Source organism: Geopsychrobacter electrodiphilus DSM 16401, from assembly GCF_000384395.1.
Taxonomy (GTDB): domain Bacteria; phylum Desulfobacterota; class Desulfuromonadia; order Desulfuromonadales; family Geopsychrobacteraceae; genus Geopsychrobacter; species Geopsychrobacter electrodiphilus.
Genome location: NZ_ARWE01000001.1, coordinates 53084 through 67900, shown reverse-complemented (window position 1 = coordinate 67900; position 14817 = coordinate 53084). Strand labels below are relative to the sequence as shown.

At 59.1% G+C, this 14817-nt stretch carries 11 protein-coding genes and 1 pseudogene; 9 read left to right on the top strand and 3 right to left on the bottom strand.

All coding sequences use genetic code 11. The features are described from left to right. Positions 1-2 precede the first annotated feature (2 nt). Genes D888_RS22730 through D888_RS0100355 form a run of 3 tightly spaced genes read right to left on the bottom strand, consistent with a single transcriptional unit; the run spans position 3 to position 4929 of the window. A complete protein-coding gene (locus D888_RS22730; RefSeq protein WP_020674530.1) occupies positions 3-2363 on the bottom strand; it encodes an ATP-binding protein in 2361 nt (786 codons plus the stop codon). Then, complete coding sequence (locus D888_RS0100360) at positions 2360-3568, bottom strand: ABC transporter substrate-binding protein (RefSeq protein WP_020674529.1); 1209 nt, start codon at positions 3566-3568, stop codon at positions 2360-2362. Before D888_RS0100360 ends, D888_RS22730 begins: the two co-directional genes overlap by 4 nt. After that, positions 3565-4929: a sigma-54-dependent transcriptional regulator gene (locus D888_RS0100355; protein WP_026362142.1), complete on the bottom strand. Its 1365-nt coding sequence runs from the start codon at positions 4927-4929 to the stop codon at positions 3565-3567. The genes D888_RS0100360 and D888_RS0100355 overlap by 4 nt, the downstream gene beginning before the upstream one ends. A gap of 320 nt (positions 4930-5249) precedes the next feature. Here D888_RS0100355 and fdnG point away from each other — a divergent pair, with 320 nt between their 5' ends. The 9 genes and pseudogenes from fdnG (at position 5250) to D888_RS0100300 (ending at position 14695) form a co-directional block, all read left to right on the top strand. Next, a complete protein-coding gene (gene fdnG / locus D888_RS0100345; RefSeq protein WP_083928733.1) occupies positions 5250-8312 on the top strand; it encodes a formate dehydrogenase-N subunit alpha in 3063 nt (1020 codons plus the stop codon). 7 nt (positions 8313-8319) lie between these two features. After that, positions 8320-9093: a 4Fe-4S dicluster domain-containing protein gene (locus D888_RS0100340; protein WP_020674525.1), complete on the top strand. Its 774-nt coding sequence runs from the start codon at positions 8320-8322 to the stop codon at positions 9091-9093. 2 nt (positions 9094-9095) lie between these two features. Then, a complete protein-coding gene (locus D888_RS0100335) occupies positions 9096-9707 on the top strand; it encodes a formate dehydrogenase subunit gamma (RefSeq protein WP_026362141.1) in 612 nt (203 codons plus the stop codon). A 77-nt stretch (positions 9708-9784) separates the two neighbouring features. Beyond that, the gene (locus tag D888_RS23855) at positions 9785-9934 is read left to right on the top strand and encodes a hypothetical protein (RefSeq protein ID WP_020674523.1); all 150 of its coding nucleotides are present in this window, start codon (positions 9785-9787) and stop codon (positions 9932-9934) included. 12 nt (positions 9935-9946) lie between these two features. Next, a pseudogene (locus D888_RS22620) lies at positions 9947-10372 on the top strand (DsbA family protein); the annotation flags it as partial. Then, complete coding sequence (locus D888_RS20185; protein WP_156826911.1) at positions 10369-11460, top strand: cytochrome-c peroxidase; 1092 nt, start codon at positions 10369-10371, stop codon at positions 11458-11460. The pseudogene D888_RS22620 and the gene D888_RS20185, both read left to right, overlap by 4 nt. 54 nt (positions 11461-11514) lie before the next feature. Beyond that, positions 11515-12366 (top strand): formate dehydrogenase accessory protein FdhE, encoded by an 852-nt coding sequence (locus D888_RS20180; protein WP_020674520.1) that lies wholly within the window; start codon positions 11515-11517, stop codon positions 12364-12366. Positions 12367-12378: 12 nt separating this feature from the next. Further along, on the top strand, positions 12379-14340 hold the full coding sequence (gene mobB / locus D888_RS24700) for a molybdopterin-guanine dinucleotide biosynthesis protein B (RefSeq protein WP_020674519.1): 1962 nt from the start codon (positions 12379-12381) through the stop codon (positions 14338-14340). Next, positions 14327-14695, top strand: a complete 369-nt coding sequence (locus tag D888_RS0100300) for an iron-sulfur cluster assembly scaffold protein (RefSeq protein WP_020674518.1) — start codon at positions 14327-14329, stop codon at positions 14693-14695. Before mobB ends, D888_RS0100300 begins: the two co-directional genes overlap by 14 nt. The last annotated feature ends 122 nt before the right edge of the window (positions 14696-14817 follow it).

Here is a 14817-nt window from a genome sequence, read left to right as displayed (position 1 = left end):
TATTAATGTTCATGCTGCGGCAGGCTGATAGTGAAACAACTCCCCTCCCTCGGCTCACTCTCGACACTGATACTTCCGCCATGTGCCTCGACGATACCGTAAGAAACCGAGAGGCCAAGGCCGGTGCCGTCCGTTTTGGTGGTAAAGAAGGGGTGGAAGATCTGGCCGCGATTCTCGGGCAGAATTCCCAGGCCGTTATCGGCGATCCTCACTTTGAAACTCCCGTCCTCAAGGCGGCTACTGACCCGCAGAAAGCCTCGACCGTTCAGCGCCTGAAGGCCATTGACGATCAGATTATTAAAGACCTGCCGCAGTCGATCAGCATCGGCCAGACAGTCAGGGAGTTGGGTGGCCAAATCGGTCTGAATTTCGATGCCCCTGGTCGAAACCTGATGGCCAACCTGCTCGAGAACCTCCTCGAGCAATGCGTTCAAGGGGAAGCTGCGGATGGTCAGCTGCTGCTTGCGCGCAAAGCTGAGCAGATTGCCGGTTATCAGCGTGATCCGCTCGATCTGACGTAAGATTTCAGAAGTCTCTTCACGGCTCATGTGGTTAGCTGGCAGCCCAGCCTCGAGGATTTCGATATTCCCGCGAATGATCGCACTCGGATTGTTGATTTCATGCGCGACCCCTGCGGCCAGCGAACCAATCGCCGCCAGTTTTTCGGCATGGGCCAGCTCCTCCTGAGTTGCTATCAGCTGCTTACTCTTCGCTTCGAGCTGCAGGGTCCGCTCCACGACCTTCTGCTCGAGATACTTGTTCAACTCGGCCAGCGCCCGCTCCTGTTCGGCGAGGCGATCATAATAACGGCGCAGGGTCTTTTCAGCGGCCTTGCGATCGCTGATATCCATAAAAGTGACGACCGCCCCCTCGATCTCCTGAAGTTCGTTCTGCAGGGGTGTCACGGCACAGGCCACAGGCATTTGGCTGCCGTCGCGCCGATGAAAAAAATCGATGTCGCTGCGGTAACTGTTCCCCTGTTGCAGGACCTGGGCAATGGAATCGGCCTGAAGATCCCCCTGGTCAGGCTGGCCCAGAATCTCCTGATAATGACGGCCGACCAGTTCCTGATCTTGCCACCCGAGCTGGTTGGCGGCGGCTGGATTGATAAAGATGGTCGCGCCGTCGCGATCAACCCCCATCACCCCCTCGCCGGCCGAAGCCAGAATCAGTTCGTTCTGGCGGCGCAACTGAGCGAGTGCCGCCAACTGCTGCTGAGTCATGCGGATGATCAAGAGACCGAGACCCAGAAAGCCGGCGAGGGTGAGCAGACTGATCATGAACAGATTCAAAGCCCCGTTGCTCAAGCTCAAGTCGGCCTGACGGGCCAGCGCGCGGCTGCGTTTCTGGGTCAGACTGGCCAACGGGGGATAGAGCGATTCGAGCTGCTGCAACTCGGTTCGTGCCTCTCCCTGCAGAGCCTCGCGCTGCTGAACCAGCTCGAGGCGGCGTTCGGACAGCAGGTAGAGCCCGCCCTTCCCCGGCCGGATCGTCTGATACTCCTCAAAAATGACATAGCCCTCGCCGAAGAGCGCGACATTAAGCGCCTCCAGCAGTCTGAGCGGCAACTCGTCTGGTCCCATCTGCGCGGCGGTGCGCAAGCGTGCGAGTTCATGGGTCATCCGCTCCAGACTCGGCTTCAGCTGGTTGTCCTTCATGTCCGCCAGCTGATCAAGACGATCCTCACCGGCCAGAATCTCAACCATCCGCGACAGATCGACCAGCTCGGTGTTGATCCGGTCGAGGCTGCGCCGCCACGTCTGGTTGCGATAGCTGAGCAGTTCGGCCGCCAGCTTTTCAGCCACAGCGGGTCCGGACTTCCGCCACTGGCGAATAGTCAAGGCTTCCTGCAGACGCTGCCGCCCTTCATAGATTTCCAGCTCGGCGCGGAGCTGCTGCAACTCTGAGCGCACCCGCAGCAGGCTCTTTTTTTCGCGGTTATCCAGAAAGATCGGCTGATAATTTTCGCGCCAGGCAACAGCCTGCTGCCAGAGCCTACGCAGGTTGTAGCTACGTTGCCCCAGTTCATTGCTGAGGCGGGCCAGATCATCAATCTCCGGCGTCGCCACGAGTTCGGTACGGAGTTGTTCCAGATCTGTCTCCGGAAAGGTTTCGTGTACCGGCCCAAGATCCAGTTGAAGCTGATCGCCCAGAGCCGTCTGGGTCTGACGCGTGAAGTGTCGCAGTTTTTCGGCGCCGCGACTCAAACGGGATTCCTGTTCGGCCAGCTGCTGCCCTTCGCGGTTCAGGTTGTGGAGGGTCCAGCCGACCAGGCCATTGCTCAGTACCCCTGCCAGCAAGCCGATCATGACCAGCACCCAGGCCAGCAGGGTGATCTTGCGCCCCGGCTTGAGTGGCGTCATGGCACACTCCGTTGCGACAGACCGCGGACAATCTCTGCCCAGCTGGCTGAGACCACCCTGCCGTTTTTTACCCAGGTTGGCCAGACATGATGACTGGCCTGATGGTCTTCGCTCGTGAGCTGAAGCGCCGTCCCCAGACCCAGGTCAAAGCGCCCCAAATGCTCCAGGCCATCGATCAGGGTTTCGCGATTCAGCGGTTCGGGGGCCTTCTCCAGCCCGGCCAACAGGGTGCGCAGGGCAAAATATCCTTCGAGACTGACAAAGCTTGGCGGCTGTTGATCATGGACTTTCAAGGCGGCGCGATAATCGCGCACCAGCGGCAACTGACTCTCGAGGGGATGTGGCACAACCTGAGTGATCACCACCCCCTCACCGGCGGAGCCCAGTTCACGGACCAGAGCGGAACTCCCGACAAAGGAGACATTCAGCAGCAGGGCGTCGAACCCGGACTGGCGTGCAAGCCGGATAAATTTCGCGCAGGGCGCATAGGCGCCGACCATGATCAGAGCCCGCGGCGGCGGATCGGCCAGCAGCAGATCGGCCAGGGCATTTTCGACCGCCAGGGTGTTGCGCCGGTAGCGGACATGCAGCACCTGTGTTTCGTTCTGCAGACCATGGCGCTTAAGGGCGGCAAAGCCGCCGACGTATCCGGCGTCACCATAACCATCGCGCTGGGTGAAAAAAGCGATCTCCTCGGGCCGCAGACCACCGCCTTCGACCAGGGCATCAACCATGAGCGTGATCTCTTCGGCGTAGCTGGCGCGCACATTAATCACATAGCGTTCCGGCGGGATGCGACGCAGGCCGCCGGCGCCGGAGAACGGCGCAAAGAAGAGGGTCTGCTGCGCCCTAATCTGGGGCAGGGAGGCGATCGCGGTGGGGGTCCCGACATTCCCGATCACCGCCAGGACGTGATCCTCTTCGAGCAGGCGATGCATGTTCGGCGCGGTACGCGCCGGCTCATAGCCGTCATCATAGGTGATCAGCCGCAGCTGGCGACCCTGAAAACCACCGGTCCGATTAATTTGTTCAAGCGCCGCGAGCACCCCGCGCTGCATCTCGAGCCCCAGCTCAGCGGCGGGGCCACTCAGCACCGTCGACATGCCCAGGCGGATCTCAGGCTGGTCTGCAGCAGTCGCATTCGACCTCCCGCCGGGGATGACCACCAGGTAAAGCAACAGCATCAGCAGAGGGCGGAGAATCATCTCGATCCCTCGGGGTTCAGCGCAAAATCGCGAATCTTCTTGTCAAGGGTCTTGCGTGTCACCCCCAACAGGAGGGCGGCGCGGCTCTTGTTGCCGCCGGTCTCCTCCAACGCCCGCCGCACCTGCAGGTGCTCGGCATCGCGCAAACTGAAAGAGGGGAGCTGTGTGGCAACCGGCTGTGGTTCGGAGCGAAATTTGGCCGGCAACTGCTCAGGGGTGAGGGTTTTGCCTTTGGCCAGCACCACACAGCGCTCGATGATATTTTCCAGTTCGCGGACGTTGCCCGGCCAGTCATAGCTGCAAAGCAGCTGCAGCAGTTCGGCACTCAGCTGTTTGCGCGGTTGGCCGAGGCGGGCGGCCATTTTGTCGAGGAAATGTTCAATCAGCGGTTCGATATCTTCCGGGCGCTGACGCAAAGAAGGAAGCTCAAGGCAGATGACATTGAGGCGGTAAAACAGGTCTTCGCGAAAGCGCCCGGCAGCGACCTCCTGTTCAAGGTTTTTATTGGTCGCGGCGATAAAGCGCACATTCGCCTGCTGAGGCCGGGTTGACCCGACCGGCAGATATTCCCCCTGCTGCAGCACGCGCAGCAGCTTGGCCTGCAAGGCCGGACTTAACTCCCCGACTTCATCCAGGAACAAACTGCCGTTCTCAGCCGCTGCGAGCAGACCTTTATGACTCTGCTGCGCCCCGGTAAAGGCACCCTTCATATGCCCGAACAGCTGACTCTCAAGCAGGGTTTCGGTCAACGCCGCACAGTTGATCGCCAAAAACGGTGCCTGACTGCGCGGGCTGTGAAAATGCACCGCGCGTGCGATCAACTCTTTGCCCGAGCCGCTCTCGCCAAGAATCAACAGCGGCGAATCGACCCCGGTCACGCGCATCGCCAGATCATAGACCTCGGCAAAGGCCGCGCTCTTGAAAACGATCTGGTCGGTCTGATTCTGCTGTTGCAGCTGTTGCTTGAGACTGCGATTTTCGGCCAGCAACTTCTCGCGCTGCAGCGCCTGTTCGACCACCGCGCGCAGCTGCTCCTGCGGGAAAGGTTTGGTAAGATAGTTGCGCGCCCCCAGCTTCATCGCCTCAACCGCAGATTCAATGCTGCCGTGCCCGGTCATCATCACCACCGGCAGTTCAGGACGCAAGCCATGTACGCGCGTTAGCGTCTCCAGTCCGTCGAGTTCGGCCATCTTGATGTCGAGCAGCAGCAGATCTACCCCGGTCGCAGTGTTCTTCAGACTCTCGAGCAGGCTCAAGGGGTTTTCAAAGGTCACCACCTCGGCGCCCCAGCTTGTCAGCATTTTTTTGAGATATCGCAGCATGCCGACTTCGTCATCGCAGATATATATACGTCCGTCCATGAAATCCATTTCGTTGAAGGCGCTGATGCGCTGTTTTAAAACGAAACCCAAGACCAACCACCATGGATACTTTCTACCCAACAAACATAGCGTAAGGGAAGGATGTATACAACAAAAGGCGTATCAAAAATATGGATATTACAGATACTTGGAGCTAACCTGCCGTTAATTAAAGATAAATTCTCAAATCAAAACGCTGGTATATAAATTGCGCTTAGCTCATGTGTTGTTGTGCGGCTGTGCCGCGATGATCCTGTAAATTTCATGTCTCTCCATACGGGCGCTACGAGTCGTTTCCCTAGGCAAAGGAGGTTTATCAGATGCATCTAAACAGACGTGGCTTTTTCAAGCTTTCCGGGTCTGCTGTGGCGGGGTCAATCCTCGGCATTGGCCTGTCAGCTGCTGAAGCCGAAGCCGCAGCGGCCGGTCCCCTGGCGATTCAATACGCCAAGGAGACCACCACCATTTGCCCTTACTGTGCCGTCGGTTGCGGTATAATCATTCATTCGCGCAGCGGGGAAGTGATCAACACAGAGGGGGACCCGGATCACCCGATCAACCTCGGCACCCTGTGCAGCAAGGGCGCCTCGGTCTTCCAACTGCGCGACAACCCGAAACGGATCACCGAGCCGATGTACCGCGCCAAGGGCTCAAAAGAATGGAAGACCGTCTCCTGGGACTGGGCCCTCGATCAGGTGGCGGACCGCATCAAGGCTACGCGTGACGCCTCTTTCATGGAGCAGAACGCCAAGGGACAGGTCGTCAACCGCACCGACGCCATCGCTTCGGTCGGCAGCGCGGCCCTCGACAACGAAGAATGCTACCTGCTGCAGAAGATGTTGCGCAGCTGGGGTCTGGTCTATATCGAACACCAGGCGCGAATATGACACTCCGCCACGGTTGCCAGTTTGGCGGCCACTTTCGGACGCGGTGCAATGACCAACCACTGGATCGATATCCGCAACTCGGATGTTGTCCTGATCATGGGCTCAAATGCTGCTGAGAACCACCCGATCTCCTTCCGTTATGTCCTCGAAGCCAAGGCACACGGCGCAAAGCTTCTGAGTGTCGACCCGCGCTTTACCCGGACCAGCGCCCGGGCTGATGTTTACGCCCCACTGCGCAGCGGCACCGATATCGCTTTTTTAGGCGGGATGATCAAGTACATCCTCGACAACGACCTGTCGCACAAGGAATACCTGCAGCTGCATACCAATGCGACCTTCCTCGTCGATCCGCGCTTCCAGATGCCGGGCGATCTGGATGGTCTGTTCTCGGGCTACAATCTCGAAAAACGCGGCTACGACAAGTCAACCTGGAGCTTCCAGCGCGATGAAGCAGGGATACCGAAGAGTGACCAGACCATGCAGGATCCGAACTGCGTCTTCCAGCTGCTCAAAAAGCAATTTGAGCGCTACACCCCCGAAGTGGTGTCTGACATCACCGGCACTCCGCTCGACAAGCTGAAAGAGGTCTACCAGATCTACGGCGCCTCCGGCACGCCCGGCAAGTCGGCGACCATCATGTATGCCATGGGCTGGACCCAGCACACGGTCGGAACCCAGAACATTCGCACCATGGCGATCATTCAGCTGCTGCTCGGCAATATCGGTGTGGCCGGCGGCGGCGTTAACGCGCTGCGCGGCGAGTCGAACGTGCAGGGCTCGACCGACCACTGCCTGCTCTTCCATATTTTGCCCGGCTACCTGCCGACCCCCAAGGCCAGCCTCAAGGATCTGGCCACCTACATCGAAAAGACCACCCCGACCACCAACGACCCCTTGAGCGCCAACTGGTGGGGGAACCGCGGCAAGTACATCACTTCACTGCTGCGCGCCCATTTCGATACCAAGCTGACCGCAGTGGATGAGTTCGGCTATCAACTGCTGCCGAAGCTGGATGACGGCCAGAACGCCAGCTGGCTGATGCTCTTCGATAAGATGCAGCGCGGCAATATCAAGGGCTTCTTCGCCTGGGGACAGAACCCGGCCTGTTCGGGGAGTAACGCCAATAAGGTGCGCGATGCCCTCTCCAAACTCGACTGGATGGTCACCGCCAACCTGTTCGACAACGAAACCGCCTCCTTCTGGAAGGGTCCCAAGATGGACCCGGGTCAGATCGACACCGAGGTCTTCTTTTTACCGATGGCGGCCTCCTTTGAAAAAGAGGGGAGTGTCACCAACTCGGGCCGCTGGGCTCAGTGGCGCTACAAGGCGGTGGAGCCGCTCGGCAAAACACGTCATGACTCCGAAGTTATGAGCGAACTGCACCACCGGGTACGCAAACTCTACGCTGAGCAAGGCGGGGCGTTTCCCGATCCGATCATGAAGCTCTCCTGGAACTACGGCTTCAAACTTTACGATGGCCAGATCAGCAAGCTCGATATCCACGCCGTCGCCAAGGAGATCAACGGCTACTTCCTGGAAGACAAGGAGATCAAGGGGAAACTCTACAAGAAAGGGGATCTGGTCCCCTCCTTCGCCTTCTTGCAGGATGACGGCTCAACCTCGTCGGGCAACTGGCTCTATTGCAACAGCTACACCGAAAAAGGGAACAACATGGCGCGCCGCAGCCATAAAGATCCGAGCGGCATCGGCCTCTACCCTGAATGGTCCTGGTGCTGGCCGGTCAACCGCCGCATCCTCTACAACCGCGCCTCAGTTGACGCCAACGGCGCCCCCTGGGACAAGAAGAAACCGGTCATCTGGTGGACCGGCAGCGGCTGGAAGGGGGACGTCCCCGATGGTGGCTGGAAACCACTCTCCCAGCCCGGCACCAAGAAATCGTTCATCATGCTCCCCGACGGCGTCGCTTCGATCTTCGCTGCCGGTATGAAGGAGGGGCCCTTCCCCGAGCACTACGAACCACTGGAATGCCCGATCGAAAAGAACCCACTCTCCGGCACCAAGAACAACCCGGCGATGAAGCTCTTCTACGAAGGTGAGGAGAAGCTGCCTGAAGATATCTACTACTCCTGTGACCAGCGCTATCCGTTCGTCGCCACCACCTATCGGGTGACAGAGCACTGGCAGACCGGGGTCATGACCCGCAACACCCCTTGGCTGCTCGAGCTGCAGCCGCGCATGTTTGTCGAAATGAGCCCCGAACTGGCGAAAGATCGTGGCATCGCTCAGGGTGAAGTGGTCAAGGTCAGCTCAGGTCGCGGCAGCGTGGAAGCGGTGGCGGTTGTCACCAAACGCTTCCGCCCCTTCAAGGTCCAGGGAACGACCATCCATCAGGTCGGCCTCCCCTGGTGCTATGGCTGGACCACGCCAAACGTTGGCGACAGTGCCAACCTGCTGACTCCTACAGCGGGTGATGCCAACACCATGATCCCTGAAACCAAGGCGTTCATGGTCAACGTCGAAAAGCTGAAGGGGTGATAACGCTATGAAACGGAAAGCATTTCTGATCGATACGACCCTTTGTACGGCCTGCCGCAGCTGTCAGGTCTCTTGTAAACAGTGGAACAAGCTGGATGCCGAAGCGACGGTCAACCGGGGGAGCTATGAGAACCCCCCCGATCTGACCCCACAGCTTTACAACCAGATCCACTTCATCGAACAGGATCAGAACAATGATATGCGCTGGCTGTTCATCAACCGACGCTGTATGCACTGCGCCGATGCGGGCTGCGTCAAGGTCTGCCCTTCGGCCGGGGCTCTCTATCACACCAAAGAAGGACTGGTAGCCTATAATCAGGATAAATGCATCGAGTGCCATTACTGCGTAAACGGCTGCCCCTTCGACGTGCCGCGCTATGATGCAAAAAAGAAGGTCACCAAGTGCCACGCCTGCATCGACCGGGTGCAGAACGGTCTCACGCCCGCCTGCGTCAAGGGCTGCCCGACCGGCACCCTGCAGTTCGGGGATCGTGATCGACTGATCAGCGACGCCAAGGCCGCCGGGAAAAAACTGTACGGCGAAAATGACCTCGGTGGTCTCGGGGTCATGTATGTACTCGACGACGAGCCGGGCACCTATCGTCTGCCGAAGAACCCGGCCATTCCAGCCTCGATCTTCTTCTGGAAGGATGTGGTCAAGCCCCTGGGTATTCTGGGCTTCTGGGGCGCCATCGGCGTCGCGGCACTGCATTATGTGACCGTCGGGCCGAAGCGGATCGAAGACACAGATGATGATCAACACAGCAAGGGAGGTGAATGATCATGGGTAACTACGTCGATCGTTTTAACACCACCGACCGCATTTTACACTGGGTCGTCGCCATCTCCTTTTTCCTGTTGCTGCTCTCCGGATTGGGGCTCTTTGCCCATACCTTTTTCAACTATTTCAGCCTGTTCGGCAATCCGCAGCAGGGGATCATGGTCCACAAATGGGCCGGGATCGTATTCTTCATCTTCTCTATCCTGCTTTTTCTGAGGCATGCCGCGGAGACCTGCCGCTTCGATGCCGATGACCGCCGCTGGATCGTCAAGGTTGGGGGTTATCTGTCGCGCAAGCGCCAGGAAATACCACAAGGAAAATTCAACGCCGGACAAAAGCTGTTCGGGATTTTTTCCGGAGTGGCAACCCTGGTGATGGGGGCGACCGGTTTGATCATCTGGGACCCCACTGCTTACCTCCGCGAACTGACCCAGTTTGCTCTGATGCTGCACGGGCTCTTCTTCACCCTCTTCATGGTCGGCATGGTCGTCCATATCTACCTCGCCACCGTCGGTAACCCGGGCACCCTCGAAGGGATGCTCTGGGGACGAGTCACCAAGGGCTGGGCCAGAAAACACGCCAGCAAGTGGTATCAGAAAGTTGTCAAAGGTTAAGCAAAGCTGTGCCCGGCAACCGCGATTGCCGGGCGCAGCTTGACATCATCTCGACCCGCACCTGAGGAGCTCTGCCGATGAAATCACTGATCTGCCTGTTCCTGTTGTTCACCTTCAGCCTGCCGGCCCTGGCCGCCGGGCTCGTCGAGGTGCCACTCGGTGATGCCCCCTCGTTAGGCGCGGCTGATGCGCCGGTGGTGATGGTCGAATTCATCGACTTTCAGTGACCCCACTGTCAGGCGATCGGTCCGATCGTCCAGCAACTGATGAAAGAGTACTCAGGCAAACTCAGACTGGTGATTAAACATTACCCTTATCGTTACCGGGATTATTCATCTTTAGCGGCCCAGGCGTCCGAGGCGGCGCGGGCACAGGGAAAGTTCTGGGAGATGCATGACCTGATGCTGAAACGCAAGCAGCTTGACCGCGACAGCCTGCTCGGCTATGCGCGCGAACTGGGACTTGATGTGCCACGCTTTCAGCGTGAACTCGACAATAAAACCTACCTGCCGCGGGTCGAGGCAGATTTTGCCCTGGCGCGTAAACTTGATTTTTTTCAGACCCCGACATTCGTCATCAACGGGCGGGTGCTGGTAGGTGAGCGACCGATTGAAATGTTTCGCGACCTGATCGATCAGGCGCTCAAGGCGGCGGTAAAACAGTGAGTCGAACTTTCTTCATGCGCTATCTGCACCTGAATTCAACCGTATTCTGCCTGTGCCTCCTGCTGCTGGCGGCAAATATCAGCGGCATACCACAGGCGCTGGCGGCCCCGGTTGCCCAGCTGCAGCCGATTCTGCGGCAGAGCAGTCAGCGCATCGCGCTGGGCCAGATGCTCTTTTTCGATCGGCGCCTCTCAGGCGATGGCACCATGAGTTGCGCGGTTTGCCATATCCCCGACCAGGCGTTCGGCGACGGTCGCGATATCTCAGGAGCCTACCCGACCAACAAACACTGGCGCAACACCCAGACCCTGCTTAATGCCGCGTATCTGCAGAGTTTTTTCTGGGATGGCCGCAGCGACAGCCTGGTGCATCAGGCCAGGGGGCCGATCGAATCCCCCTTTGAGATGAATAGCAACCTGGCGTTCATCAGTGCCAAGCTGGCCGAAATCCCGGAATATCAGGCTGCCTTCCGGGACAGCTTCGGCGCGGAGATCACCCCTGAGCTGATTCTGGCGGCGCTGGCCGCATTCGAGCAGACCCTGACCGTGAGCGACAGCCCCTTCGACCGCTATCTGGCCGGCGAAAAGAGCGCGCTGGACGCACAAGCCCGTGAGGGCCTGAAGATTTTCTTCGGGTCGCGCGGCGGCTGCAGTCAATGCCATGCCGGACCGCTGTTGAGCGACCAGAAATTTTACAACCTCGGTGTCGCCGACAGCGATACCCTGCTTAAAGACCCGCAACACCGCAGTACTCGGCGCTATATGCTGGCTGATCAGGGGCTGCCGATGCAGGACAGCGACCCCGGTCGTTACCGCCTGACCAAAATCCGCGCCGAGATGGGTGCCTTTCGTACCCCGCCACTGCGCCAGGTCGCCCAGACCGGCCCCTACATGCACAACGGCAGATTCAAAACCCTGGCCGAGGTGATCTCTTTTCTCAGCCAGGGAGGTGGTGAAGGCCCGGGTAAAAGTCCGCTGCTGTCGCGCCGGAATTTCAATGCGACAGAACAGGCCGCGCTGGTCGCGTTTCTTGAAAGCCTCTCGGGGACAGTCCCCGAAATCCACCGGCCGCGACTGCCGGGTGACTGAACAACGTTTAAACTTAAACCGAAGCCTTTTGGTTTTCCTACAGGAGACAAGATAATGCTGAATAAACGCCTGCAACGACTCAACGCTCTGGCCGCTGCGAAACCGGCCCTGACTGAAGTGTGCCGATTTTATACCGCCCTTTATCAGCTGTTCGCAGACGCCGATCCCTTTTTGCAGGCCGAGGTCGATCTCGCCGCGGCCGGACCGCGCCAGCAGCAGGGGTTTCCGCTCATCAGCAGCGAAATGCTGAGGTTCGACGCAGCGGCAGCTGAGAAATTTTTTGCCCAGCTGCTACAGATCCTTCACCAGCACGGTCAACAGGGGCAAACCGAGCTGAAACTCCTGCAGGATGCGTTTGAGGCCGGCAAACTTGAGCTGTGCCCTCTACTGAGCGCCGTCTTCGAGCGCGATCGCGAACCGATCAGCAGCACGGCAACGGCTGTCGGCATCCAACCCGCGCTCCTCGAATACGTGCTCGCCACCGCCCTGGGCGCCGGCCTGCAACGCTGCGTGGAGCAGGGGCTTAAATCTGAGATTCAGCACTGGGATCATGGCTACTGCCCGGTTTGCGGCGGACTCCCGGCCATCGCCGAACTGAGCGGCGAAGAGGGAAAGAAGAAGCTGCAGTGCGGCCAGTGCGGCAACAGCTGGGGTTTTCACCGCATGACCTGCACCCACTGTGGCAACACCGAGCACGACAGCCTCGGGTACTTCACCACAGAAGGCGAGCCGGGCTACCGGGTGGATATCTGCCGCAAGTGCAGCGGCTATCTCAAGGTCGTCGACAGCCGCGAAAAGGGAGCGGATCTCCCCCTCGAAATCGAAGATGTTGCGACCCTGCATCTGGATCTGCTCGCAGCCAGGGAAGGTTTCAGCAGGGGCAAGAAAGAGACTCTGGACGCCTGAAGGAGAAGACGCATGAGCGCTCAGTTCCCATTACCCATCCACCGCTACCAGGGGGGTGAATTGCAACCGACGGTGCGCCCTCTGGTCGCCGAATATCCGCTGCATCTGACGGTTAATGAGCGCCCGCTGGCGACCCTGATCGCATCACCGCACCAGCTGAACTTTCTGGTGATCGGCTTTCTTAAGCTGCAGGGGATGATCGACACCCTTGAGGATATCCGCTGCCTCGGCGTCTGCACTGAGCAGGGCGCGGCACGGGTCGAGATCCGGGGAGAAACCCCGCAAGGCCTGCGCCCGACCCTGACCTCCGGCTGTGGAACCGGCATCAGTTTTGATCTCGAACTCCGCGGCGCAGCTCGCCAGCCGCAACCAGAAGCCTATCCCGCAGAAGCGGTCCTCGCCCTGATGCGCCAGCTGGCGCGGCGGGCCGAACTGTACGGGCGGCACGGCGGGCTGCATTCGGCCGCGGTCGGCAACGCCTCGGGCCTGCTGCTGCACGCCGAGGATCTCGGTCGGCATAACACCCTTGACCGGATCGCCGGCGAAGCGCTGTTCAGGGGACTCGATCTGCACGGCTGCATGCTGGTCAGTTCCGGACGCATCTCGACGGAAATGGTCGCCAAGTCCGCGCGCCTCGGCATCGGCCTGATCGCCTCGCGCACCTCCCCGACCGAAGCGGCGGTTCGTCTGGCACGCCAGGCGGGGATCACCCTGATCGGCTATCTGCGTGGCGAAACCTTCGAGGTCTACACCCATCCGGCGCAGCTGGCCCTGCCGAATGCCGCGTGGCTTATACCCCACACCAGCGGCGTCATTCTGGCGGGCGGCGAAAGCCGGCGCATGGGGAGCGATAAATCCTTACTCGCACTGGCGGGGGAACGTTTTATCGAGCGCAGCTATCAACTGATGGCGAGCCTCTTCGAAGAGGTCCTGATCGTCACCAACTCACCGGAGCTCTACGCCGACATCCCCTGTCGCAAGGTGCCGGACCTCTACCGCGGCCAGGGCGCCCTGGCCGGCATTCACTCCGGGCTTCAGCACGCCAGCCAACCGCAGATTTTTGTCGTCGCCTGCGATATGCCGTTTTTGCAGCCCGAACTGATCCGTCATCTGTGCGCTGAGATTGGTCAGGCCGACGTCCATATCCCGCGCACCGATTCCGGCCTGGAGCCATTGCACAGCTGTTACCGCAAGAGCTGCCTCACCGCTATCGAAACCCTGCTGCAAAATAATGGTCGACGGATCACCGATTTTTTCCCGGCGCTTCGCGTCACCGAACTCTGCGCCGAAGCCTGCAAAAAATTCGATACCGAAGGGCGCTCATTCCACAACATCAACACGCCACAGGATTATTTCAGCCTGCGTGAAACCAGCCCCTCGCGTCATCAGACAAAGCCGCTGCCCGGAACTCCGGCCTCTTCGCACCCGCGAAAGCTGCCGGTTCCGGCCATCTCGTTCATCGCCAGATCGGGCACCGGCAAGACCACCCTGCTCGAAAAGGTGATCGCCATCTTCAAAGCACGCGGCTTCCGCGTCGGGGTCGTAAAGCATGATGCCCATCGTTTCGAGATTGACCATCCGGGCAAAGACAGCTACCGTCTAACTGCTGCCGGAGCTGATACCATGCTGATCAGCTCACAGGCGAAACTGGCGCTGGTCAAGCAACAGGATCAAACCCCCGAGCTGGATGAGCTGCTCACCAGCTACTTCAGCGATGTCGATCTGGTCCTGATCGAAGGGTTCAAGCTCAGCGGCTTACCCAAAATCGAGGTTCACCGACCCGCACACAGTGAAGCGTATATCTGTATTGGGGAACAGACGGATCCCAGCCTGATGGCGGTAGCCAGCGATCAACCGCTTGAACTTGAGGTCCCGCTGCTCGACCTGAACGACCCGGCGACCATCGTTGATTTCATCATCTCAACGGTCTTGTCAACCTCTGAAACCAAGGTGCCTGCGAATGTACAGCGATAAGGTCATGGATCATTTTCTTCATCCGCGAAACGTCGGCGATCTGCCGCAGGCTGATGCCATCGGCGAGATCGGCAACCCGGCCGATGGCGACATGCTGCGTCTTTTTTTGAAGATTGAGAACAAAACCATCACCCGGATCCGCTTCAAGACCTTCGGCTGCGCAGCGGCGATTGCGACCTCGTCGATCCTGACCGAAATGGCGATCGGCAAAACCCTCGACGAAGCGCTGCTGATCAGTAAAGACGATGTTGCGACTGCCCTAGACGGCCTGCCCGCCGATAAAATGGACTGCTCCAACCTGGCGGCAGATGCCTTGCATCAGGCGATCCGGGCTTATCTTGCTGAGCGCGTCTGAGCACCGGTCATCCAGCCCACCGCCCGGCATAACCCTCCCGGCATAAAAAAATATCAGACTATTTTTGTCGGATTTATTGACCTGCCGCATTTTCCGGTTTAATCTAGAAACAACCAATCGCG

Excerpts from the sequence above, each read along its gene's own strand:
- D888_RS22730 (WP_020674530.1), bottom strand. The coding sequence starts at position 2,363 with ATGACGCCACTCAAGCCGGGGCGCAAGATCACCCTGCTGGCCTGGGTG.
- D888_RS0100360 (WP_020674529.1), bottom strand. The coding sequence starts at position 3,568 with ATGATTCTCCGCCCTCTGCTGATGCTGTTGCTTTACCTGGTGGTCATC.
- D888_RS0100355 (WP_026362142.1), bottom strand. The coding sequence starts at position 4,929 with ATGGACGGACGTATATATATCTGCGATGACGAAGTCGGCATGCTGCGA.
- D888_RS0100340 (WP_020674525.1), top strand. The coding sequence starts at position 8,320 with ATGAAACGGAAAGCATTTCTGATCGATACGACCCTTTGTACGGCCTGC.
- D888_RS0100335 (WP_026362141.1), top strand. The coding sequence starts at position 9,096 with ATGGGTAACTACGTCGATCGTTTTAACACCACCGACCGCATTTTACAC.
- D888_RS23855 (WP_020674523.1), top strand. The coding sequence starts at position 9,785 with ATGAAATCACTGATCTGCCTGTTCCTGTTGTTCACCTTCAGCCTGCCG.
- D888_RS20180 (WP_020674520.1), top strand. The coding sequence starts at position 11,515 with ATGCTGAATAAACGCCTGCAACGACTCAACGCTCTGGCCGCTGCGAAA.
- mobB (WP_020674519.1), top strand. The coding sequence starts at position 12,379 with ATGAGCGCTCAGTTCCCATTACCCATCCACCGCTACCAGGGGGGTGAA.
- D888_RS0100300 (WP_020674518.1), top strand. The coding sequence starts at position 14,327 with ATGTACAGCGATAAGGTCATGGATCATTTTCTTCATCCGCGAAACGTC.